Source organism: Mycolicibacterium neoaurum ATCC 25795, assembly GCF_000691525.1.
GTDB lineage: Bacteria > Actinomycetota > Actinomycetes > Mycobacteriales > Mycobacteriaceae > Mycobacterium > Mycobacterium neoaurum.
The window spans coordinates 81,677-103,342 of record NZ_JMDW01000001.1 but is presented as its reverse complement, the minus strand read 5'-3'; the positions used below and the strand labels follow the sequence as shown (position 1 = coordinate 103,342).

23 protein-coding genes are annotated in these 21,666 nt (G+C 67.9%); 9 read left to right on the top strand and 14 right to left on the bottom strand.

All coding sequences use genetic code 11. From position 1 onward, the window contains the following. Window positions 1–11: 11 nt before the first annotated feature. Genes IC40_RS0100510 through ssd form a run of 4 tightly spaced genes read right to left on the bottom strand, consistent with a single transcriptional unit; the run spans window position 12 to window position 3,554 of the window. Window positions 12–560, bottom strand: a complete 549-nt coding sequence (locus IC40_RS0100510) for a type II secretion system F family protein (protein WP_030132825.1) — start codon at window positions 558–560, stop codon at window positions 12–14. Next, on the bottom strand, window positions 557–1,339 hold the full coding sequence (locus tag IC40_RS0100505) for a type II secretion system F family protein (RefSeq protein ID WP_030132824.1): 783 nt from the start codon (window positions 1,337–1,339) through the stop codon (window positions 557–559). Before IC40_RS0100505 ends, IC40_RS0100510 begins: the two co-directional genes overlap by 4 nt. Beyond that, window positions 1,336–2,493, bottom strand: coding sequence for a TadA family conjugal transfer-associated ATPase (locus tag IC40_RS0100500; RefSeq protein WP_030132823.1), 1,158 nt, complete (start codon window positions 2,491–2,493; stop codon window positions 1,336–1,338). Before IC40_RS0100500 ends, IC40_RS0100505 begins: the two co-directional genes overlap by 4 nt. Beyond that, window positions 2,490–3,554, bottom strand: a complete 1,065-nt coding sequence (gene ssd / locus IC40_RS0100495; protein WP_030132822.1) for a septum site-determining protein Ssd — start codon at window positions 3,552–3,554, stop codon at window positions 2,490–2,492. The genes IC40_RS0100500 and ssd overlap by 4 nt, the downstream gene beginning before the upstream one ends. Window positions 3,555–3,965: 411 nt before the next feature. Between ssd and IC40_RS0100490 the strand changes: the two genes are divergently transcribed. Continuing rightward, window positions 3,966–4,841, top strand: a complete 876-nt coding sequence (locus IC40_RS0100490) for an HAD-IB family hydrolase (protein ID WP_030132821.1) — start codon at window positions 3,966–3,968, stop codon at window positions 4,839–4,841. Window positions 4,842–5,229: 388 nt separating this feature from the next. On the opposite strand, the gene IC40_RS0100485 is transcribed toward IC40_RS0100490, so the two are convergent. Next, a complete protein-coding gene (locus IC40_RS0100485) occupies window positions 5,230–6,015 on the bottom strand; it encodes a hypothetical protein (protein WP_042510093.1) in 786 nt (261 codons plus the stop codon). 125 nt (window positions 6,016–6,140) lie between these two features. Between IC40_RS0100485 and acs the strand changes: the two genes are divergently transcribed. Then, complete coding sequence (acs, locus tag IC40_RS0100480; protein WP_030132819.1) at window positions 6,141–8,114, top strand: acetate--CoA ligase; 1,974 nt, start codon at window positions 6,141–6,143, stop codon at window positions 8,112–8,114. A 14-nt stretch (window positions 8,115–8,128) separates the two neighbouring features. Here acs and IC40_RS0100475 read toward each other — a convergent pair whose 3' ends face one another. Then, window positions 8,129–8,830 (bottom strand): S1 family peptidase, encoded by a 702-nt coding sequence (locus tag IC40_RS0100475; protein ID WP_042510094.1) that lies wholly within the window; start codon window positions 8,828–8,830, stop codon window positions 8,129–8,131. A 112-nt stretch (window positions 8,831–8,942) separates the two neighbouring features. Here IC40_RS0100475 and IC40_RS0100470 point away from each other — a divergent pair, with 112 nt between their 5' ends. After that, a complete protein-coding gene (locus IC40_RS0100470; RefSeq protein ID WP_030132817.1) occupies window positions 8,943–9,446 on the top strand; it encodes a phage holin family protein in 504 nt (167 codons plus the stop codon). Between the two features lie 10 nt (window positions 9,447–9,456). Then, on the top strand, window positions 9,457–10,407 hold the full coding sequence (locus IC40_RS0100465; protein ID WP_030132816.1) for an alpha/beta fold hydrolase: 951 nt from the start codon (window positions 9,457–9,459) through the stop codon (window positions 10,405–10,407). On the opposite strand, the gene marP is transcribed toward IC40_RS0100465, so the two are convergent. Genes marP through nth form a run of 4 tightly spaced genes read right to left on the bottom strand, consistent with a single transcriptional unit; the run spans window position 10,395 to window position 13,765 of the window. After that, window positions 10,395–11,585, bottom strand: a complete 1,191-nt coding sequence (gene marP / locus IC40_RS0100460) for an acid resistance serine protease MarP (RefSeq protein WP_019510755.1) — start codon at window positions 11,583–11,585, stop codon at window positions 10,395–10,397. The genes IC40_RS0100465 and marP overlap by 13 nt on opposite strands. Next, complete coding sequence (locus tag IC40_RS0100455) at window positions 11,582–12,355, bottom strand: NUDIX hydrolase (RefSeq protein ID WP_030132815.1); 774 nt, start codon at window positions 12,353–12,355, stop codon at window positions 11,582–11,584. Before IC40_RS0100455 ends, marP begins: the two co-directional genes overlap by 4 nt. Further along, window positions 12,348–13,004, bottom strand: a complete 657-nt coding sequence (locus IC40_RS0100450) for a TlpA family protein disulfide reductase (protein ID WP_030132814.1) — start codon at window positions 13,002–13,004, stop codon at window positions 12,348–12,350. The genes IC40_RS0100455 and IC40_RS0100450 overlap by 8 nt, the downstream gene beginning before the upstream one ends. After that, complete coding sequence (gene nth, locus IC40_RS0100445) at window positions 13,001–13,765, bottom strand: endonuclease III (RefSeq protein WP_030132813.1); 765 nt, start codon at window positions 13,763–13,765, stop codon at window positions 13,001–13,003. Before nth ends, IC40_RS0100450 begins: the two co-directional genes overlap by 4 nt. A 105-nt stretch (window positions 13,766–13,870) precedes the next feature. Between nth and IC40_RS0100440 the strand changes: the two genes are divergently transcribed. Together IC40_RS0100440 and crp are read left to right on the top strand one after the other, a co-directional pair. Continuing rightward, window positions 13,871–14,110 carry a hypothetical protein gene (locus IC40_RS0100440; protein ID WP_030132812.1) on the top strand — a complete coding sequence of 80 codons (240 nt, stop codon included), beginning with the start codon at window positions 13,871–13,873 and terminating at the stop codon, window positions 14,108–14,110. 104 nt (window positions 14,111–14,214) lie between these two features. Further along, window positions 14,215–14,889, top strand: a complete 675-nt coding sequence (gene crp / locus IC40_RS0100435) for a cAMP-activated global transcriptional regulator CRP (protein WP_019510750.1) — start codon at window positions 14,215–14,217, stop codon at window positions 14,887–14,889. Between the two features lie 57 nt (window positions 14,890–14,946). On the opposite strand, the gene IC40_RS0100430 is transcribed toward crp, so the two are convergent. From IC40_RS0100430 to IC40_RS26340, 3 genes are read right to left on the bottom strand one after another with little or no spacing between them, the layout of a single operon-like run. After that, entirely contained in the window at window positions 14,947–15,729 is a 783-nt protein-coding gene (locus IC40_RS0100430) for an MBL fold metallo-hydrolase (protein WP_030132811.1), read from the bottom strand. Then, on the bottom strand, window positions 15,730–16,185 hold the full coding sequence (locus IC40_RS0100425) for a RidA family protein (protein ID WP_030132810.1): 456 nt from the start codon (window positions 16,183–16,185) through the stop codon (window positions 15,730–15,732). Further along, complete coding sequence (locus IC40_RS26340) at window positions 16,182–16,343, bottom strand: Sp36 family protein (protein ID WP_023986385.1); 162 nt, start codon at window positions 16,341–16,343, stop codon at window positions 16,182–16,184. Before IC40_RS26340 ends, IC40_RS0100425 begins: the two co-directional genes overlap by 4 nt. Window positions 16,344–16,391: 48 nt before the next feature. Here IC40_RS26340 and bagA point away from each other — a divergent pair, with 48 nt between their 5' ends. Both bagA and bagB read left to right on the top strand, forming a co-directional pair. Then, window positions 16,392–17,429 (top strand): ATPase BagA, encoded by a 1,038-nt coding sequence (gene bagA / locus IC40_RS0100415; protein WP_030132809.1) that lies wholly within the window; start codon window positions 16,392–16,394, stop codon window positions 17,427–17,429. Window positions 17,430–17,462: 33 nt separating this feature from the next. Next, entirely contained in the window at window positions 17,463–18,584 is a 1,122-nt protein-coding gene (gene bagB, locus IC40_RS0100410) for an ArsA family ATPase (protein ID WP_030132808.1), read from the top strand. 55 nt (window positions 18,585–18,639) lie between these two features. Here bagB and IC40_RS0100405 read toward each other — a convergent pair whose 3' ends face one another. Beyond that, window positions 18,640–18,999, bottom strand: coding sequence for a WhiB family transcriptional regulator (locus IC40_RS0100405; RefSeq protein ID WP_090558736.1), 360 nt, complete (start codon window positions 18,997–18,999; stop codon window positions 18,640–18,642). 219 nt (window positions 19,000–19,218) lie between these two features. On the opposite strand from IC40_RS0100405, the gene ponA2 reads away from it, so the two are divergent. Then, window positions 19,219–21,663, top strand: coding sequence for a transglycosylase/D,D-transpeptidase PonA2 (ponA2, locus tag IC40_RS0100400; protein ID WP_030132806.1), 2,445 nt, complete (start codon window positions 19,219–19,221; stop codon window positions 21,661–21,663). Window positions 21,664–21,666 lie beyond the last annotated feature (3 nt).

Sequence of the window (21,666 nt, the reverse complement as noted above, 5' to 3'; positions counted from 1 at the left end):
CTTCTCATCGGTTACAGACCTGACATCAGGTCACCGGCCAGTCCGGCGACCACCGGGACGATTCCCAGGCAGACGAAGGCGGGCAGATAGCACAGGCCGAGCGGGCCTGCGATCAATACCGAGGCGCGCTCGGCGGCAGCATCTGCAGCCGAGCCCGCGTCGATACGCACCTGGTCGGCCAGTTCGGCGATGCCGTCGGCAAGTGCCGCACCGGAGACCGCCGAGCGGCGAGCGAGTCTGGCCAGCACCGCGCCGTGCGGGTCGGCGGTAGCACCGGGATCTGCCCAGGCCCGCTCGGATCCGGCGCCAAGCGCAAGCAGGTCCGCCGCGCGTATCAGCTGCGTACGCAGCAATACCGGTGCCAGCGGCGCCGCCGCTGCCGCGGCGGTCGCGGTCGCCATGCCCGCGGACAGACAGGCGGCGAGGACGTCCAGACATGATGCCGCGGCCAGCGGATCATCGGGCAGGTCCGGCGTGGGGCGTAGCGGTGACCGCACGGTGCGTGCGGGACCGGCACCGATCAGGACCGCCGCCGCGAGCAGCACCGCAGCCAGGCTCATGACGCCACCGCCGTGATGATGCGGTCGGACCAATACAGGCCCAGACACGACAGGGCCACGCCGATGACCAGAATGACGCCGCCGGCTCCGCCGGCGAGCAGGAATCGCACCGGCTGGGCACCGATGAGCTGGCCCAGCAGGATTCCCAGTACCGGCATTCCGGCCAGCACCGCGGCGGTGGTGCGCGGTCCGGCAAGGCCGGCGTCCAGCCGGAGCCGGAACCTGTCGCGTTCGACGATGTCGTGTTGCGCGGCGCGCAGAAGTGTGGCGATCGCAAGACCGTGGTGATGCGCCAACTGCCAACAGAGCGCCAGCCGCCGCCATTGCGCGGGGATGGCGGAGCTATCGGCCACCGAACTCAAGCCGATGGCGATATCCGCGCCCAGGCGCCCGTGCGCCGAGACGGTCCGCAGGCGGTCCCCGACCTGACCGCCGACCTCACCGGCGGCCGCGGTGAGGGCCGCGACGGGGTGCGCACCGACCCGAAGCTCCCCGACTAGGATGTCCAGCGCATCGCGCAGTTGCAGCGCCTCCGCGACGGCCGACCGTCGGCGCGCCGCCCGACGTCGCCGGTGAGTCACGGTGGCCCCCACCAGAAGGCAGGCCAGCATCACGGTCGGTTCCCACACGAGCATCGTGAGCACGGCTGCGGGCGCACCGACCCACACCGGTGAGAGCCGCCGTCGTCGGCGAGATCGAATCGGAGGTCCGAGTCGATGACCGGCCGGTGTCGGTGAGACGAGTAGCGCCACCGCCAACAGGATCGCCGCAGTCGTCATCGGACGCCCGCATCGTCGAGCAGATCGCGCAGCGCGTCGATCCCGTCGCCGAACCCGCACCGCAGCCCCCACGCGGTGCGCGCGCCGACCCAACCGTCGTGATCGCGTTCGAGGACCGCGATCTCGCGCACCTGCCGAATCCCCTCGCGGTCGCGACCGACGTGCACGACCACTTGTATCGCGGCGGCCAGCTGGCTGTGCAACGCGGTGCGGTCCAGACCACCGAGCCCCGCCAACGCTTCGAGCCGCGCAGGCACCTCGGCGGCGCTGTTGGCATGCACGGTTCCCGCACCGCCGTCGTGACCGGTGTTCAACGCGGTCAACAGGTCCACCACCTCAGCACCGCGGACCTCTCCCACCACGATCCGATCCGGTCGCATCCGGAGGGCCTGGCGAACCAGGTCACGTACCGTCACCGCACCGACGCCCTCGACGTTGGCGCCGCGGGCGACCAGCTTCACCACGTGTGGGTGTCGCGGCGCGAGCTCGGCCGCGTCCTCCACGCAGACGAGACGTTCGTTCTCGCCGACGGCTCCCAGGAGCGCCGACAACAACGTGGTCTTCCCGGCGCCGGTGCCCCCGCAGACGAGGAAGGCCAGCCGTGCCGCGATGATCCCGGCCAACAGGTCCGCGGCGGGTTCGGCTATCGCTCCGGCGGCGATCAGCGCAGCCAGATCCTGGCGGGCCGGACGAAGCACCCGCAGCGAGATGCAGGTCCCCGCGGCCGCCACGGGCGGCAGCACCGCGTGCAACCGGACGGGATCGACTCCCACACAGCTCAAATGACCATCCACCCAGGGTTGGCTGTCGTCGAGCCTGCGTCCGGCGGCCAGGGCGAGACGCTGTGCGAGTCTGCGCACGGCATCCTCGTCGGGAAAGCAGATGCCACTGCGCCGCAACCCGTTACCGTCATCCACCCAGACCGCATCGGGCGCGGTGACAAGGACATCGGTGGTACCCGACGCGCGCAGCAGCGGATCGAGAAGGCCGGCACCGGTGAGCTCGGTGGCCAAACTTCGCATGCTGGTCAGCACTTCGGTATCACCGAGCAGGCCGCCGGATTCCGCGCGGATGGCTTCGGCGACCACCGCCGGCCGCAACGAAGCCCCGTCATGGGCGAGGCGCTCCCGTACCCGCTCGATCAAGTCGCTCATGACCCCACCCCCGCCGGTTGTCTGCGCAGCACCTGCAACACCCGTGCGGCGGCGATGGCCAACGGCGACCGGGCGGCGAGCCGGAGTCCACCGCGCTCCAGCGCGCCGGCCAGTCCGGGCTGCGGACGCATGGCGGCCAGCAGCGGCAGACCTATTCCGTTGGCCAGGTCCACCGCCCGCAGCCCGCCGGGCGCCGGCCCACGCACCACCAGCCCGAGATTCGGATTGACCTCCCGCACCCACCGGGTGAGCGCCCCGGTGGCGGCCGCGGCACGCACATCGGCTGGTGCGATCACCACCACCAGATCGGCTGTGCACAATGCGGTTTCGGTCACCGGCGTAACCTGCCGAGGGATGTCACAGACCACCGTGACCCCCGCCCTACGACCGGCGTCGACTACCGCCGATACAGGGCCCGCCCCGATCTCCCCACCGCTGCGCCCACCCGACAGCACCGTCACAGCCCGCGACGTCGGCAGCGCACCCCGCAACGCGTCGAAACTCAGCCTGCCCGCCCGCACCGCGAGATCCGGCCAGCGCAGACCGGGCACACCCTCGGTGCCCATCGCCAGGTCGATGCCTCCACCCCAGGGGTCCGCGTCCACGAGCAGTGCCGAATCCGCCGATTGCGCCACTGCAGCTGCGAACAGTGAGGCCCCCGCGCCGCCACAGCCGCCGACGACCGCGAGCACCCCGCCGTCGCGACCACCCGGACCAGGATCTGCCGCCGCGGCGGCGAACGCGCCGACGAGGTCCTCGTCCTGGTCCGGAAGCTTGAAGAAGTGTTGCGCGCCAACGGCTGCCGCGCCTCGCCACTCCCACACCCCGGCGTCGACCGCACCGACCAGCAGTACTCGATCCCGTCGGGGCAGGTCCAGATCCGCCAACCGGTGGGCCGACTCGGCGTCGAGAACCACGGCCCGGGCGCCGAGCCAGGCCGCTCGCCCGGACGGACGTTCGGCATGCACCACCGGCAGGCCGGCCGCAGCGGCCACCCGGTCGACCTCCTCGCGTAGGGACCTGCCCTCGACCACGGCCAACAGGCTTGCGTTCGACGTCACCTCATTAGCCTCTGGGTGCCAACAGGACCGCGCCAGTGCCGCGCACACATCTGTGGATGAACCGGAGATTGTGGATAGACCAAAAGACTGAAAACGGCGTTCCGCAACCCTCGCGGGAAATTTCGACGACGAGCCGCGGAGGAAAAAGTCCCGAAAAAGGGACGACCCCCGCCAGGGGGGGAGGAGGCGGAGGTCGTCGTGTATCAGCCCCGGGGGGTCGGGCTGATCCACACTCGGCTAAGGCCGAGTGATTGCCACTATACACACGGATTCGCCGCGCAGTGCAAGTAGCGGACGACTGAATTCGCAGGTTGTGTCGAAAATCCTGCAGTTTGCGACAGGTGTCGTGAGCTGTCACTTTCCCAGCGTTGGGAAAGTATTACCGCGCCGCGGGCGCCTATGCTGTGACCTGTGACGGTACCCGATGGTCCTGCCGATTTTGCCACCGCGCCCGATCCCGCAGTACAGGACGGTCAGCCAGTTCGCACCGCAGCATTCTTCGACCTCGACAAGACAGTCATCGCGAAATCCAGCACGCTGGCATTCAGCAAACCTTTTTTCGACCAGGGACTATTGAACAGACGCGCAGTACTCAAGTCGTCGTACGCACAGTTCCTGTTCCTGATGTCCGGCGCGGACCACGACCAGATGGACCGGATGCGCACCTACCTCACCGATATGTGCGCCGGTTGGGACGTGGAGCAGGTGCGATCCGTGGTCGGTGAGACCTTGCACGAGATCGTCGATCCGCTGGTCTTCGACGAGGCGGCCAATCTGATCGCCGACCACAAGCTGTGTGGGCGCGATGTCGTCGTGGTGTCGGCATCCGGCGAAGAGATCGTGGCGCCGATCGCCGCAGCCCTCGGCGCGACCCACGCCATGGCCACCCGCATGGTCGTCGAGGACGGTAAGTACACCGGGGAGGTGGGCTTCTACTGCTTCGGCGAGGGCAAGGTCGAGGCCATCCGGGAGCTGGCCGCACGCGAGGGCTACGCACTGGAACACTGCTACGCGTACTCGGACTCCATCACCGATCTACCGATGCTGGAGGCAGTCGGACACCCCTCGGTCGTCAATCCCGATCGCGCGCTGCGCAAGGAGGCCGGCCAACGAGGTTGGCCGGTGCTGGCGTTCACCCGGCCGGTATCCCTGCGCGACCGACTCCCCGCACCCTCCGGAGCGGCGGTGGCAACCACCCTCGCGGTGGGACTGAGCGCACTGGCAGGTGGCGCGCTGACCTATTCACTGCTCCGGAAGTTGTTGCCGCCCACCACTACCCGCCGGTAGCTGAGAGCGTCCTCATAACGATCGAGATTCACCCCCGTTTGATACTTGATGTGACCGCGGTCACGTAGTACAAAGGAGTGCACGGAGCTCGACAAGGCCAAGGCCACACCGGAAGAGAAGGTGTGATCTCCCGAGTCGACACTCCTAGCACGGATCACCGGAACCCACGCGGAGCTCAAGCCGCGATACAGGCAGAAGCGTTGTGGGCCTGCGGAATTACGAAAAGCGAATGACGTGACAACCCCTTGGGTGGGGTTGCGCCCGTAGCGCAGCGTGAGAACGCCGAGGCCACCCACACAACCCACCTCAGCACGCTTGGTAACCGGGATCCGTGCTAGCGGGCGACGAGCCGTGACCGACGCAAGTGGGTCACGGAGCGTCGCCCGCTTCATTTGCTGGGCTGGTCCCGCGCCGCCTCGGCGATCGATAATGCCTCCCGCGCCCCGGCATGCAGGGCCTGACTGCTCAACACCAGCCAGGCACCCAGTCCGTTCGGTGTGCCCGAGGCGAAGCCGCGCGCGGCGGCCCGGTAGTTCCCGGACTGCTTCATCCAGAACATCTCCGGCACACCGAGTCCGTGCGGATCCAGCCCGCTGGACATCGTGATCAGGCGCGACACCGCGCGCGCCACCACGCCATCGGCCGAACCGAAGGGCTCCAGGGTCAACAATTCGCCATGCGCGACGGCGGCCACCACGAAAGCGGGCACCGAGGTGGCACCGGTGACCAGCTCGGCCAGCATCTCCAGCCGCGGACCCACCTCGGGTGCCGAGCGCGGCCTGCCCAACCGGTCGTCGTCGACGAGGTCTGCCGCCGCCAGCGAGTGCAACCGGGCCAGCGCCTGCAACGGCGCCCGCTGCCACACCTGGGTCAGTGCGGTCGCGCCACCCTCCAGCGCCTCGGACACCCGCAGCGCCCCGGCCAGCACCGGATCGGGTTCCCCGGACTCGGACAGGTTCAGTGAGCCGCCATCGAGCACCGAACTCGCGCGCGCCGCGCGCAGCGCCGCCTCCGCTGCTGTCTGGGGCCAACCCCGCAGATTGGTTCGGTGTCGATGCGCCCGGCCGAGCGCCTCGCGCGCCTCGTCGCCGGCGGCGGCAACACCCTCCAGCGCCACCAGCGGGGCGAGCGGATCGGTGTTCTTCGGCTCCTTGCGCGAGCGCTCGTCGGTCATCCGGACAACGCTAGCCGACCGCTGAGCCTGCAATCCCCGACGTTCGGCGCAGTTCGACAGCCGTCCGCAGCGCGTCTTGTGACGCTCCAACGCCGCTGCAACCTTCGGTGACTACGCTCACACCCATGAGCGAGACCACAGCGACGCAGACCGGCGTGCCCTCAGCCTATCCCCCGCCCGCCGAGTTCGCGGCCAACGCCAACGCCACGAGCGATCTCTACGATCAGGCCGAGGCCGACCGGCTGGCGTTCTGGGCCACCCAGGCCGACCGACTGTCCTGGGGCACCCCGTTCACCGAGGTACTGGACTGGTCGAACGCACCGTTCGCGAAATGGTTTGTCGGGGGCAAACTCAACGTCGCCTACAACTGTGTGGACCGCCACGTCGAGGCAGGCAACGGTGACCGGGTCGCCATCCACTGGGAGGGTGAGCCCGTCGGCGATGCGCGCACCATCACCTACGCCCAGCTCCAGGACGAGGTCAACCAAGCGGCAAACACGCTGGCCGAGTTGGGTCTGACCGCCGGTGACCGGGTGGCCATCTACATGCCGATGGTGCCCGAGGCGATCATCGCGATGCTCGCCTGCGCGCGACTTGGCGCGATGCATTCGGTCGTCTTCGCCGGCTTCTCCGCCTCGGCGCTCAAGGCTCGCATCGAGGACGCCCAGGCCAAGATCGTCATCACTTCCGACGGCCAGTACCGTCGCGGCAAGGCGGCGCCGCTGAAGGCAGGTGTCGACGAGGCACTGGACGGCCTCGGCTCCGACAGCCCCGTCGAGCATGTTCTCGTGGTGCGCCGCACCGGAATCGACACGCCGTGGACCGAAGGCCGCGATCTGTGGTGGGACGAGACGGTGCCCAAGGCATCGGTCGAACACGCGCCCGAGGCCTTCGACTCCGAGCACCCGCTGTTCCTGCTGTACACCTCCGGCACCACCGGCAAGCCCAAGGGCATCGTGCACACCTCGGGCGGATACCTGACCCAGGCGTCCTACACCCACTCGGTCGTCTTCGACCTCAAGCCCGAAACCGATGTCTATTGGTGCACAGCCGATATCGGCTGGGTGACCGGGCACACCTATATCGTGTACGGGCCACTGTCCAACGGAGCGACCCAGGTGGTCTACGAAGGCACCCCAGCGTCCCCGGATGAGCACCGCCACTTCCAGGTCATCGAAAAGTACGGTGTGTCAATCTATTACACCGCTCCCACCGTGGTCCGGACATTCATGAAGTGGGGCCGCGAGCTCGCCTTCGAACACGACCTGTCCAGCATCCGCCTGTTGGGCTCGGTCGGTGAACCGATCAACCCCGAGGCGTGGCGGTGGTACCGGCTGGTCTTCGGCGCCGACAAGACCCCGATCGTGGACACCTGGTGGCAGACCGAGACCGGTGCGATCATGATCTCCCCGCTGCCCGGAGTCACCCACTGCAAGCCCGGTTCGGCGATGACACCGCTGCCCGGCATCTCGGCCAAGATCGTCGACGACGACGGCAACGATCTCAGCCCCGCCGTCGACGGCGCCGAGCAGACGACCGGCTACCTGGTGCTGGACAAGCCGTGGCCGTCGATGCTGCGCGGCATCTGGGGCGACGACGAACGGTTCAAGGAAACCTACTGGTCGCGCTTCGCCGAGCAGGGCTGGTACTTCGCCGGCGACGGCGCGCGGTACGGCAGCGACGGTGAAATCTGGGTGCTGGGCCGTATCGACGACGTGATGAACGTGTCCGGACACCGAATCTCGACCGCCGAGGTCGAATCCGCGCTCGTCGGGCACGCCGGAGTGGCCGAGGCTGCCGTGGTCGGTGCCACCGACGAGCACACCGGCCAGGGCATCTGCGCCTTCGTCATCCTCAAGAGCCACGCCGCCGAACTGTCACATGAGCAGATGGTCGACGAACTGCGCGCCGAAGTCTCCAAGGAGATCTCCCCGATCGCCAAGCCACGCGAGATCCACGTCGTGCCGGAACTGCCGAAGACCCGCAGCGGCAAGATCATGCGTCGACTGCTGCGTGACGTGGCCGAAGGCCGCGAACTCGGTGACACCTCGACCCTGGTGGACCCCAGCGTCTTCGAGGCCATCCGCGCCAGCAAGTAGCCGGCGGCGATCGGTCAGGCGATCGGCACGAAGCCGGCGCCTGGCCGATTCTTGGTGGTGATATCGGCGAGCACCGAGGACATCGACATGGTGACCGCCGGTGTGTGCAGCGGGATGTATTGCGTCACGCACGTCGGTAGATCCTCGGTGAACGCACCGTGGATCATGCCGACCAGTCTGTTGTTGACCGTCACCGGCGCCCCGGAATCACCGGGCTGCCCGCAGACCTGGTTGAGGATGGTGCCCGGATCCTGGCCGGGGCCCCACGTCACACCGCACGAGTAGCCGGTTGTCCGGCCCAGCTTGCAGGCGACTTCACCGAACGACGGGTCCGGCCCGAGGCCGTCGATACGGAATCCCTTGACCGTGTCGACAGGTTGCACCCGCTGCGGGTCGAACTCGATGACGGCATAGTCCAGGTTGTCGTTACCGGCGACCATGACGCCGAGCGTCCCCGCGGTGGGCACCCCCTCGGCGGCGACCACGGCACCCGGCCCGCCGCAGTGCGCCGAGGTGAACCCGATCAACTTGCCCGCGGAGTCATGGCCGATGGCGGTGAGTGTGCAGTAGGCGTGACCGTCGATGACGATTCCCGACCCCCCGCCGAGCGGAACCGGGCCGTCGGCGTGGGCCACCGGGCTCAGCGCCACCGCGAGGGGCGCCAGGACTGCGAGCGAAACGATGCGCACAATGGACTGCCAGCGGTGTCTCAACATCTCCCCGTTCCTCGGCTGGCCGCCATCCTATGTGGCGAAGTGGCCACCTCCTCGGACCGGAGCCCTCTCCCCGTCGCCTCGCGATGCCGAGAACATGGCAACATAGCCTCCTATGAGCACCAGCGACCGCAAGAACGGCGTGCCTGCCACTGTGACGTCGATTCCGCTCGTCGACCCGCACGCACCCAAGGCCGACCCGTCCATCGGAGATCTGGTCAAGGATGCGACCGCACAGGTTTCCACCCTGGTGCGCGCCGAGGTGGAGCTCGCCAAGGCCGAGATCACCCGCGATGTGAAGAAGGGGCTCACCGGCAGCCTGTTCTTCATCGCGGCCCTGGTCGTGCTGTTCTACTCGACCTTCTTCCTCTTCTTCTTCATCGCCGAGCTGCTGGATACCTGGTTGTGGCGCTGGGCCGCCTTCCTGATCGTGTTCGGCGTCATGGTGCTGGTCACCATCGCATTGGCGCTGCTCGGCTATCTGAAGGTGCGGCGCATCCGCGGGCCGCGCGAAACCATCGCCTCGGTCAAGGAGACCAAGGAGGCGCTGACGCCGGGCTCGGACAAGCCCGCCGAGGCCGTCAAGCCGGCCATCACCACCGACCCCTCCGGCTGGTAGCCGCTTCGCCATGCAGGCGCCGGACCCGTCGGTGGTGCGCATCGATGGGCCGTGGCGCCATTTTCAGGTCCACGCCAACGGTATTCGCTTCCATGTCGTGGAGGCCGAGGATGCACCGGAGAACCGCGGGCGGTCCGATCGCCACCTCGTGATCCTGTTGCACGGTTTCGGTTCGTTCTGGTGGTCGTGGCGTCACCAACTGCAAGCTCACAGCGACCATCGGGTCGTCGCCGTCGACCTTCGCGGTTACGGTGACAGCGACAAACCGCCGCGCGGTTACGACGGCTGGACCCTCGCCGGGGACACCGCGGGTCTGGTTCGTGCACTCGGGCACAACTCGGCCACCCTGGTCGGCCATGCCGATGGTGGTCTGGTCTGCTGGGCTACGGCCCTGTTGCACCCGCGGATGGTCGACGCCGTCGCATTGATCAGCTCACCGCACCCGGTCGCACTGCGCTCGTCGGTCCTGGCCGACGCCGCCCAGCGCCGCGCGCTGCTGCCCTGGCTGCTGCGCTACCAGCTGCCGCGCTGGCCCGAACACAGACTCACCCGACACAATGCCGTGGAGCTGGAACGGCTGATCCGTGACCGTGCCGGCCACGGCTGGGTCGGCACCGAGGACTTCGCCGTCACCATGCGCCATCTGCGGCAGGCGATCCAGATCCCGGGGGCGGTCCACTCGACGCTGGAGTACCAGCGCTGGGCGGTGCGCAGCCAGGTCCGCGGCGAGGGACGCCGGTTCATGCGTTCGATGGCCCGGCCGATCGATGTTCCGCTGTTGCATCTGCGCGGCGCGGCCGACCCCTACGTTCTGGCCGATCCGGTCCGCCGGTCACGACCGTACGCACCCGACGGCCGATTCGAACCCATAGACGGCGCAGGGCATTTTGCACACGAGGAGAATCCCCGGGCGGTCAACACCGCGCTCGCCCAGTTCCTGGGCGCCGTCTACCCGGCCTGACCGATGCAGACGCCGGTCGGCACCGGCGCGGTGTTACCCACCTGCATGCGTTGAGGCAGCACCTGCTCGGCGGTCAGCACGAAACCGGTGTCTGCGTCGTCGACGGCGGCACCGAAGACGACGCCGAGGACCTTGCCGTCCTTGTCGACCATCGGGCCACCGGAATTGCCCTGCTTCACCGTGCCGCGGATGGTGTACACCGTCCGGTTCACCGTCGTCGAGTTGTAGATGTCGGGCCCGTTAAGTTCGATCGTCTCGCGCACCCGCGCCGGGGTTGCCGTGAAATCGCCGCCGCCGGGATACCCCATGACGATGGCGTCGGTGCTCGGTGCGGCCTCGGAATCGTCGAAGACCAAAGGCACCGACGGCAGCTCCGGCACCGCGAGGATCGAGATGTCCTGGTTCGGGTCGTAGGAGACCACGGTGGCGTCGTAGGTTTCACCGTTGACCTCGACGGTGACCGTCTCGGCGCCGGCGACCACGTGGGCATTGGACATCACCCGGTTGGGCGCGATGACGAATCCGCTGCCCTCCAAGACCTTCTGGCAACTGGGCGCGACACCGCGGATCTTGACCACGCTGCCGCGGACGGACTGCACCACCGGCGATGTCGCCAACGCCGCATCGGGTGCGTCGACCGCGACGACCGGGGTGCGGCTGAACGGCTCCAGCACCGCGGGAAGACCTGAGGTGTCCAGTAATCCGGCCAACCGGGCGGGCACCTTCTGCAGCCATTCCGGCGCGAGGTTGTTGACCTCGGTGAGCACCTTGGAACCGCGCACCGCGCCGGCCAGGGTGGGCTGGCTGGTCAGTGGTGAGGCAAGCAACCACGCCGCGATCAGCACGGTCACCAACTGCAAAGCCGACCCGATGATCGAGTCGACAAAGCGCAGCACCGGGTTGCGCAACGCGCCGCGCACGGCCCGCCCCAGCACCACACCGGCGATCTCGCCGATCACGACCAGCGCGAGGATCAGGAAGAGGGTGGCGAACAGCTTGGTGCGCGGCCCGTCGATGTTGCCGACCAGGTGGGGCGCCAACAGCACGCCGGCGACTGCGCCCAGGACCACACCGATGAAGGACAACAGCGATCCGAGCGCGCCGGAGCGCCAGCCGGACACCGCGGCCACGAAGGCGACGGCAAGGATTGCGAGGTCAAGCCACTGTGCGGGAGTCATCGTTGGGCTTCACCGTACTGGCTGGGCGACGTCACCTCGGCCATTGCCTCCTCCAGTTCGCGCACGTCGTCGGTATTCCATGGTTGTGCCCACCCCGCGACGTCCAGCAGTGCCGAGATCACCTGGCCGGTGAAGCCCCACACCAGCATCTGGTTGAGCAGGAAGGCCGGCCCGGCGAAACGGCTGGTATTGGCCTGGCGGTACACCATCAACCGGTTCTCAGGATTGATGAACGCCCGCAGCGGAACCCGCGCCACGATGGCGGCCTCGGCCGGATCCACCACGCCCACCGGACCAGGGTCCGGCGAGTAGGCCAGCACCGGCACCACGTGAAAGCCCGTCGGGGGAATGAACATCCGATCCAGGACGGCCAGCGGCGTCAGGCGGGTGGTATCCACCCCGGTCTCCTCACGGGCCTCGCGCAGCGCGGTCGCCACCGGACCGTCGTCCTCGGGGTCGGACACGCCGCCGGGGAAAGCGGCCTGCCCGGAATGGTTACGCAGCGAGGAGGCGCGGACGGTGACCAAGAGGTCGGTTTCCGGCGGCGGGCCGCCGAGATCGCCACGCGGCGCGTCGGCGGGTCCGGAGAACAGCACGAGCACGGCGGCGTCGCGTTTGGTCCCGGCCCGCGTCGCCGCGGCATTGGCGGTGTTGATCGCGGCCAGCACATCGGCGGGTGTGCGGTTTCGGTAGGCGTCGGGCACGGCGGCGACGTTGTCGAGCAGCGGACGCAGCCATCCCGGCGCGGCGTCCGGCGAGAGCTCAACCAACGGGCACCCCTATCAACGGATCCACCGCCGCGGCGATCTCATCGACGTCGGCGAACGGTCGCGGCAGAATCTCGGCCACGCTACCGTCCGCTCCCAGCACCACGGTGGCAGGCATCACGTTGGGCACCTTGAGCGCCGCGGCGACCAGCCGGCGGCCGTCCTGCAGCGTCGGCAGCCGCACGCCGAGCTCGGCCAATCGCAACAGACCGGCGGATTCGTTCTCGTCCTGGTGCACGGTCACCACCAGCACCCGCTCACCCATCCGGCGCTGATACTCCTGCAGGGCGGGCAGTTCGTCGGCACACGGGCCGCACCAATAGGCCCACAGGTTGAGCACCACCGGACGGCCGGCCACCGCCGCCGCGACGTCGACGGATGTGCCGTCGCCCGCGCATTCCAGGGTGATCCCGCGCAGCGGCTCGGGTCCGTCGCCGGTACCCATGGGACAGGGCGGCAGATCCGCCCGCTGCCTGGGCCCGACCAGCGCCTCGGGGGTGTCGGCTGCCCGGTGGTCACGGGCGGCGGGGACTTCGGATGCCACGGATCCGGTGGGACCGGGTTCGGTGACGCCCAACTCCCGCCACAGCGCGTATCCCAGCGCGACGAAAACGATCAGGACCGCAACGGTCCACCGGGCCGAACGGCTCACAACCCGGCCAGCGCCAGCAGATGGTCGGTCTCCGGTCCCTTCACCAGCGCCGCCGCAGTCGCCTTGTCGGTGGGACCCGCGCCGAAGGAAGGGCAGTCCTTGGCCAGCACGCACACCCCGCAGGCGGGACGTCTCGCATGGCAGACACGGCGACCGTGAAAGATCACCCGGTGGCTGAGCAGTGTCCACTCCCGCCGTTCGATCAGCTCGCCGACGGCATGCTCGACCTTCACCGGATCTTCCTCGGCGGTCCAGCGCCAACGCCGCACCAACCGTCCGAAGTGGGTGTCTACCGTGATCCCGGGGATGTCGAACGCGTTGCCGAGCACCACGTTGGCGGTCTTGCGACCGATACCCGGCAGCGTCACCAGTTCTTCCAGCGTGTGCGGTACCTCGCCGTCGAAACGCGCCTCCAACTCGGTGCCCAGATTTATCAGCGAGGTGGCCTTGTTCCGGTAGAAGCCGGTCGGCCGGATCAGTTCCTCGAGTTCCGCGCGGTCGGCCTGTGCGTAGTCCAGCGCGCTGCGGTACCGCGCGAACAACGCCGGCGTGGTCAGGTTGACGCGCTTGTCGGTGCATTGCGCGGACAAGATCGTCGCGACCGTGAGTTCCAACGGGTTGGTGAAGTCCAGCTCGCAATAGACGTGCGGGAAGGCCACCGCCAGCGTTCGGTTCATCCGGCGCGCGCGGCGCACCAGGCCCAGATGGGTCTCTCGATCCCAGGCGGCCTGCGATTTGCTCCGGGCGGTGCTGGCGGTCACCCGACCAAGGGTACTGACGGTGCCTCTGACGTGCCCTGACGGGCCGGTGCCGACCGGTGACAAAACGTGATCCCACCGAGATGTTCAGCGTGTTTACTCTTCGATGTGTCGTGGTTGCTGGTGTGCTTCATCCCGGGGTTGCTCATGCTGGCGACCTTCGGGCTCGAGCGGCTGGAATCCGGCCTCGAGCGCGAGACGGCGGCCGTTCGCCGTCGTGACGTTCGGGAGCGCACCCAACCGATCCGGCCGGTGCCGCTGGAATACGCCGGATTGCCGACTCGCCCAGCACCCGCGGGGCGGGCCAATCCGCAGTTTCCGGCGACCCGCCAGGCCAATCGTGTGTAGCGTTGGCTCGTCGCCGACATGCCAACCACTAGACTGAATTCGCTAACCAGCTAGTCGGTTGGCCTGTGCATGTCATATCACTGGATGAGCTTAAGAGGGGCAACGTGGACGAGATCCTGGCCAGGGCCGGAATCTTCCAAGGGGTAGAACCCACCGCGGTCGCTGCGCTGACCAAACAGCTGCAGCCCGTCGACTTTCCGCGCGGACATACCGTGTTCGCCGAGGGCGAGCCCGGTGACCGGCTGTACATCATCACCTCCGGCAAGGTGAAGATCGGCCGACGTTCCCCCGATGGTCGGGAGAACCTGCTGACGATCATGGGCCCGTCGGACATGTTCGGTGAGCTGTCGATCTTCGACCCGGGACCCCGGACCTCCAGCGCCACCACGATCACCGAGGTGCGCGCGGTCTCGATGGACCGTGAGGCGCTGCGCGCCTGGATCGCCGATCGCCCGGAGATCGCCGAGCAGCTGCTGCGCGTGCTGGCCCGTCGCCTGCGACGCACTAACAACAACCTCGCCGACCTGATCTTCACCGACGTGCCCGGCCGCGTGGCCAAGCAGCTGCTGCAGCTGGCCCAGCGCTTCGGTACCCAGGAAGGTGGCGCACTGCGCGTCACCCATGACCTCACCCAGGAGGAGATCGCCCAGCTGGTCGGCGCCTCCCGCGAGACCGTGAACAAGGCCCTCGCCGATTTCGCCCACCGCGGGTGGATCCGGTTGGAGGGCAAGAGCGTGCTGATCAGCGACTCCGAGCGGTTGGCTCGACGCGCACGGTAGTTCTTCACCCGATTTCGGCGCGGTTTCGTTCGCTCAGCGAGCGTTTCCGCGCCGAAATCAGTTTCTGAGGTAGTCCAGCTGCGCCTGCGTCGACTTCTCCGCGGCGGGCCACAGCTTCTCGTCCACATCGGTGTAGACGTGCGCCACGATCTGCTTGGCCGTGGCGTCCTCCCCCAGCTCGCGCAGCGCCGCCCGGACCTGATCGAGTCGATCGTGCCGATGGGCCAGGTACTGCGCCGACACCTCGGCCACGTTCGCCAGATCGGGTCCGTGCCCGGGGAGCACATGCAGCGGCCCCAACCCCTGTAGCCGGTGCAGCGAATCCAGATACGCGCCAAGGCTGCCGTCCTCGTCGTCGATGACGGTGGTGCCGCGGCCCAGCACGGTGTCGGCGGTCAGCACCGCACCCTCGACGAGGAAAGACAGTGAATCGCTGGTGTGTCCCGGTGTCGCCAGCACGGTGATGCGCGTCCCCGCGGCATCGATGACCTCACCGTCGGTCAGCGGCCCACCGAGTCCGCGCAGGAAACCGCTGCCGATGGCGCGCACCACCGCGCCGGTGCGATCGACCAGCTTGTCGATGCCATCGGTGTGGTCACCGTGCTTGTGACTGATGAGCACCAACGAGATCGTGCCCAGCGCAGCGATCCGGTCGATGTGCTCGTCGTCATCGGGTCCCGGGTCGACGATCACCAGCTCGTCGCTGCCCGGCCCGCGCAACACCCAGGTGTTGGTGCCTTCCAGCGTCATCATCCCGGGGTTGTTGCACAGCAGTACCGAGGCCGACACGCTGTCGGTCTGCCAGACCGGCCTCAGCTCGCCGTACGCGGGATGCTGCAACTACGCGACCTCGACGATGATCTCGACCTCGACCGGTGAGTTCCGCGGCAGTTCGGAGACGCCGACGGCCGAGCGTGCATGCGCGCCGCTGTCACCGAACACCTCGCCGAACAGTTCGGAAGCGCCGTTGATGACGCCGGGCTGTCCGTCGAAATCCTTGGCCGACGCCACGAATCCGACCACCTTGACCACTCGCACCGCCGCGTCGATGCCCACCAGGGCGTGCACCGCGGCCAGCGCGTTCAATCCGCAGAGCCGGGCCAGTTCCTTGGCGTCCTCGGCACTGACCTCCGCGCCGACCTTGCCGGTGGCCTCCAGTGCGCCGGCCCGGATCGGCAACTGTCCGGAGGTGTAGACGAGGTTGCCGGTCCGCACCGCGGGCACGTAGGCCGCCAGCGGCGCAACGACCTCGGGCAGCTCGATACCCAGCTCGGCCAGCCGCTGCGAATGACTCACTTCGGCCGCTTGAGGTACGCGACGTGCTGCTCACCGGTGGGACCGGGAAGCACCGACACCAACTCCCAGCCGTCCGAGCCCCACTGGTCGAGAATCTGTTTGGTGGCGTGCGTCAGCAACGGCACAGTGGCGTACTCCCAACGGCTCACTTCAGTCATGACGCAGAGCTTATCCGCCGAGGCTCCCGCGATGGATAGCATGCAGGCGTGGAACATGCATCCGACGACCGCAGGCCGGTCGGCTGGCCGTCCCGCCTGACGAAGGCCCGTCTGCACTTCGTCACCGGCAAGGGGGGCACGGGCAAGTCGACGATCGCCGCGGCGCTGGCGCTCACGCTGGCCGCCGGAGGCCGCAAGGTGTTGCTGGTGGAGGTCGAGGGACGCCAGGGCATCGCCCAGCTCTTCGACGTGCCGCCGCTGCCCTATGAGGAGGTCAAGATCGCGACCGCCGAGGGCGGCGGTCAGGTCAACGCCCTGGCCATCGACACCGAGGCCGCCTTCCTCGAGTACCTCGACATGTTCTACAACCTCGGCATCGCCGGGCGCGCGATGCGCCGCATCGGTGCAGTCGAGTTCGCCACGACGATCGCCCCGGGCCTGCGCGATGTGTTGCTGACCGGAAAGATCAAGGAGCTCGTGGTCCGCTCCGACAATCCGACCAAGACTGCCAAATCCGGCCAGAGCGCCTACGACGCGATCGTCGTTGACGCGCCACCGACCGGGCGCATCTCCCGATTTTTGGATGTCACCAAGGCGGTCTCCGAACTTGCCAAGGGCGGGCCGGTGCACTCCCAGGCCGAGGGCGTGGTCAAGATCCTGCACTCCGAGCTGACGGCGATCCACCTGGTGACCCTGCTGGAGGCGCTGCCGGTCCAGGAGACCATCGAGGCGATCGCCGAACTGCGTGACCTCGAACTGCCGATCGGCAGCGTCATCGTCAACCGCAACATCCCGTCGTATCTGGCCCACGATGATCTCAGTCGGGCGGCCCAGGGAGATCTCGACGCCGAGACCATCCGTGCAGATTTGAGCTCCGCCGGAATCACCTTGGCCGATGACGATTTCGCGGGCCTGCTGACCGAGTCGATCCAGCACGCCACCCGGATCAGGGCCCGCGCCGAGAGTGCCGAGCTGCTCGAAGAGCTCGACGTCGCCCGACTGCAGCTGCCGGCGATCGCCGACGGTGTCGATCTGGGCAGCCTGTACGAACTGGCCGAAGCACTCGCCGCCCAAGGTGTGCGATGAGCGCTCGCGCGAAGAGCCGAAGGAACAGCTGATATGAGCACTTCTCCTGCCGCCCTCGATCTGGGCGCCGTCCTCGCCGATACCAGCAACCGGGTCATCGTGTGCTGCGGTGCCGGTGGTGTCGGCAAGACGACCACGGCCGCCGCGATGGCGCTGCGCGCAGCAGAACTGGGACGCACCGTCGTCGTGCTGACCATCGACCCGGCCAAGCGACTCGCCCAGGCACTGGGCATCGAGAGTCTCGGAAACAACCCGCAGCGTGTTCCGCTGGCCCCCGAGGTGACCGGCGAATTGCACGCGATGATGCTCGACATGCGGCGCACCTTCGACGAGATGGTGGTGCAGTACTCGGGTCCCGGGGTCGCCGACTCGATCCTGGAGAACCAGTTCTACCAAACGGTCGCAACGTCTCTGGCCGGCACACAGGAGTACATGGCCATGGAGAAACTCGGCCAACTGCTGGCCGAGGACAAATGGGACCTGGTGGTGGTGGACACACCGCCGTCACGCAACGCGCTGGATTTCCTGGACGCGCCGAAACGGCTGGGCAGCTTCATGGACAGCCGACTCTGGCGGATGCTGCTGGCGCCGGGCCGCGGCATCGGGCGCATCGTCACCGGCGCGGTGGGCCTGGCCATGAAGGGCATGTCGACCGTGCTGGGCTCCCAGATGCTCTCCGACGCTGCAGGATTCGTGCAGTCACTGGATGCGACGTTCGGCGGTTTCCGGGAGAAGGCCGACCGCACCTACGAGTTGTTGAAGCGACGTGGCACCCAGTTCGTCGTCGTATCCGCCGCCGAGCCGGATGCCCTGCGCGAGGCGTCGTTCTTCGTCGACCGACTTTCCAGCGAGAACATGCCGCTGGCGGGTTTGATCCTCAACCGCACTCATCCGACGCTGTGCAATCTGGCGGGCGACAAGGCGACCGAGGCCGCCGAGGCGATCGACGCGACCAAGGGCGAGGGCAACGTGAGTTCGGCGGTGCTGCGGATTCACGCGGCACGGGCAGCGACGGCCAAACGGGAAGTGCGACTGCTGTCGCGGTTCACCGGGGCCAACCCGCACGTCGCGATCGTCGGCGTGCCCTCGCTACCGTTCGATGTGTCCGACCTGGAAGCACTGCGCGCCATCGGTGATCAGCTGACGGGCAGCTGATCGCCCCGACGGCGCGCAGCGGTCGAACCGCTCAGACGAACAGCGGTCGAACCGCTCAGACTGCGCTGCGGTGCTTACGCTGAGCGGCGAAGAAATCAGCCCACGAGACGACCTCGGGGTGCTGCTTGAGCAGTGCGCGGCGCTGACGCTCGGTCATGCCGCCCCAGACACCGAATTCGACGCGGTTGTCCAGCGCATCGGCGCCGCATTCCGCGATGACCGGGCAGTGCCGGCAGATGACCGCTGCCTTTCGCTGAGCGGCGCCGCGGACGAACAGTTCATCGGGATCGGCCTGTCGGCAGCGGGCCTGCGAGACCCACGCGATGCGGGCTTCGCCCTCGGCTCCCGGAGTGGCCGTCGGGGTGTGCGTTCCTGCACTCCTATACGTGGCAGACGATGTAACCGACACCTGCATTCCCCTTTACTCCGACCCCTGTTAAGCGTGTGTAATCTGCGCCACATTGCGTCAGGAGTGTTACCTGAATCGCATTGTGTGTTCAAGCTAGGTGGTAGAGGGGCTTTTACGCAACAGTCAGATCACACTTTTTTGGGACGACCGTGCAGTCCGCCGCTCAGAACGCCGGAAATGGCAGCCCGAGGGCCTCGATTGGACCCGCTGGCTACGCTGTAACCCATGTCCGACCAGCCCCAGCGTCGACCGCCGGTACCGGTGACGGTCATCAAGCTGATGTGGTGCTGCCTGCTGGCCGCCGTGATCGCCGCCGGGCTGATGTTTCCTGTCGTCGGCGGCATCGGTCTGATGTCCAACCGCGCCTCCGATGTGGTTGCCAACGGCTCGGCCCAACTGGTCGAGGGTGACATCCCCGCGGTGTCGACGATGACCGACTCGCAGGGCAACCCGATCGCCTGGCTCTACACCCAGCGCCGGTTCGAGGTGCCCAGCGAGCAGATCGCCAACACCATGAAGCTGGCCATCGTGTCCATCGAGGACAAGCGGTTCGCCGAACACAACGGCGTGGACTGGCAGGGCACCCTGACCGGCCTGTCGGGTTACCTGTCCGGCAACCTCGACACCCGCGGCGGTTCGACCATCGAGCAGCAGTACGTGAAGAACTACCAGCTGCTGGTGGTCGCGCAGACCGACGCCGAGAAGCGCGCCGCCATCGAGACCACGCCGGCCCGCAAGCTGCGCGAGATCCGGATGGCGCTGACCCTGGACAAGACGCTGACCAAGCCGGAGATCCTCACTCGGTATCTGAACCTGGTCTCCTTCGGCAACGGCGCCTTCGGCGTGCAGGACGCCGCCCAGACCTACTTCGGGATCAACGCCAGCGAGCTGAACTGGCAGCAGGCCGCCCTGCTGGCGGGCATGGTGCAGTCCACCAGCGTGCTCAACCCGTACACCAACCCCGAGGGTGCGCTGGCTCGCCGCAATGTCGTGCTGGACACCATGATCGAGAATGTCCCGCAGGAGGCCGAGGCGCTGCGCGCCGCCCGCGAGCAGCCGCTCGGAGTGCTCCCGCAACCCAAGGAACTGCCCCGTGGCTGCATCGCCGCCGGGGACCGCGCGTTCTTCTGTGACTACGCGCTGGACTACCTGGCGCGCGCCGGGTTGAGCAAGGATCAGGTCGCCAAGGGCGGATATCTGATCAAGACCACCCTGGACCCCAACGTGCAGGCCACGGTCAAGAGCGCGGTCAACCAGTTCGCTCCCGCCGACACCGCCGGGGTGGCCAGCGTCATGAGTGTGATCCGGCCGGGCAAGGAAGCACACCCGGTGCTCGCGATGGCCAGCAACCGCACCTACGGACTCAACACCGAGGCCGGCGAAACCATGCAGCCGCAACCCTTCTCGCTGGCCGGTAACGGCGCCGGGTCGGTGTTCAAGATCTTCACCGTCGCCGCAGCGATGGAGATGGGCATGGGCATCAACAGCCAGTTGCCCGTGCCCGCGGCATTCCAGGCCAAGGGCCTGGGCAGCAGCAGCTCGCCGGGTTGCCCGCCGGCCACCTGGTGCGTCCGTAACGCCGGCGGCTACCGCGACTCGATGAGCGTCACCGACGCGCTGGCCACCTCGCCGAACACCGCCTTCGCCAAGCTGATCTCCCAGATCGGGGTGCAGCGGGCCGTCGACATGTCGGTCCGGTTGGGCCTTCGGTCGTACGCGCTACCGGGGACCGCGCGTGACTACGATCCGGAGAGCAACGAGAGCCTCGCCGATTTCGTGAAGCGGCAGAACATCGGGTCGTTCACCCTCGGTCCGATCGAGGTCAACGGCCTTGAGCTGTCCAATGTCGCCGCGACGCTCGCCTCGGGCGGGGTGTGGTGCCCGCCGAACCCGATCGCCCAGGTCTTCGATCGGCACGGCAACGAGGTCGCGGTGACCACCGAGACCTGTGAGCAGGTCGTCCCCGAGGGGTTGGCCAACACCCTGGCCAACGCGATGAGCGAGGACGACAGGGGTTCCGGCACCGCGGCGGGGGCCGCCGGTTCGGCGGGGTGGAGCCTGCCGATGTCGGGCAAGACCGGTACCACCGAGTCCAACCGCTCGTCGGCCTTCCTGGGATTCACCAGCGAATACGCCGCCGCCAACTACATCTACGACGATTCGACACAGCCCAGCGAGTTGTGCTCGTTCCCGTTGCGGCAGTGTGGCTCCGGAAACCTCTTCGGCGGTAACGAGCCCGCCCGCACCTGGTTCACCGCGATGAAACCGCTGACACCGGACACCGTGGTGCTGCCGCCGACGGATCCGCGTTATGTCGACGGCGGTCCGGGATCACGGGTCCCCAGCGTTGCCGGAATGGATCTGAGCATGGCGCGGGACCGGTTGCGCGCCGCCGGATTCCAGGTGGCCGATCAGCCGACCGAGGTGAATTCCGGCTCTCCGCGCGGTGCCGTGGTGGGCACGTCGCCGACCGGACAGACCATTCCGGGCTCGATCATCACCATCCTCACCAGCAATGGCATCCCGCCGGCGCCTCCGCCGCCGCCGGCGGGCATCCCGGGCCTGCCGCCGATGGTGGGCTCCACGGTGGTTCAGATTCCGGGTCTTCCGCCGATCACCGTGCCGGTGCTCGGACCACCCCCGCCACCTGCACCACCGCCGCCACCGTGATCT

Coding starts and splice junctions, on each gene's coding strand:
- IC40_RS0100475 (WP_042510094.1), bottom strand. CDS start 8,830: ATGTTGAGACACCGCTGGCAGTCCATTGTGCGCATCGTTTCGCTCGCA.
- bagB (WP_030132808.1), top strand. CDS start 17,463: ATGAGCACTTCTCCTGCCGCCCTCGATCTGGGCGCCGTCCTCGCCGAT.
- IC40_RS0100500 (WP_030132823.1), bottom strand. CDS start 2,493: ATGAGCGACTTGATCGAGCGGGTACGGGAGCGCCTCGCCCATGACGGG.
- IC40_RS0100505 (WP_030132824.1), bottom strand. CDS start 1,339: ATGACGACTGCGGCGATCCTGTTGGCGGTGGCGCTACTCGTCTCACCG.
- IC40_RS0100405 (WP_090558736.1), bottom strand. CDS start 18,999: ATGCAGGTGTCGGTTACATCGTCTGCCACGTATAGGAGTGCAGGAACG.
- ponA2 (WP_030132806.1), top strand. CDS start 19,219: ATGTCCGACCAGCCCCAGCGTCGACCGCCGGTACCGGTGACGGTCATC.
- IC40_RS26340 (WP_023986385.1), bottom strand. CDS start 16,343: ATGACTGAAGTGAGCCGTTGGGAGTACGCCACTGTGCCGTTGCTGACG.
- IC40_RS0100510 (WP_030132825.1), bottom strand. CDS start 560: ATGAGCCTGGCTGCGGTGCTGCTCGCGGCGGCGGTCCTGATCGGTGCC.
- marP (WP_019510755.1), bottom strand. CDS start 11,585: ATGACTCCCGCACAGTGGCTTGACCTCGCAATCCTTGCCGTCGCCTTC.
- acs (WP_030132819.1), top strand. CDS start 6,141: ATGAGCGAGACCACAGCGACGCAGACCGGCGTGCCCTCAGCCTATCCC.
- IC40_RS0100485 (WP_042510093.1), bottom strand. CDS start 6,015: ATGACCGACGAGCGCTCGCGCAAGGAGCCGAAGAACACCGATCCGCTC.
- IC40_RS0100470 (WP_030132817.1), top strand. CDS start 8,943: ATGAGCACCAGCGACCGCAAGAACGGCGTGCCTGCCACTGTGACGTCG.
- IC40_RS0100465 (WP_030132816.1), top strand. CDS start 9,457: ATGCAGGCGCCGGACCCGTCGGTGGTGCGCATCGATGGGCCGTGGCGC.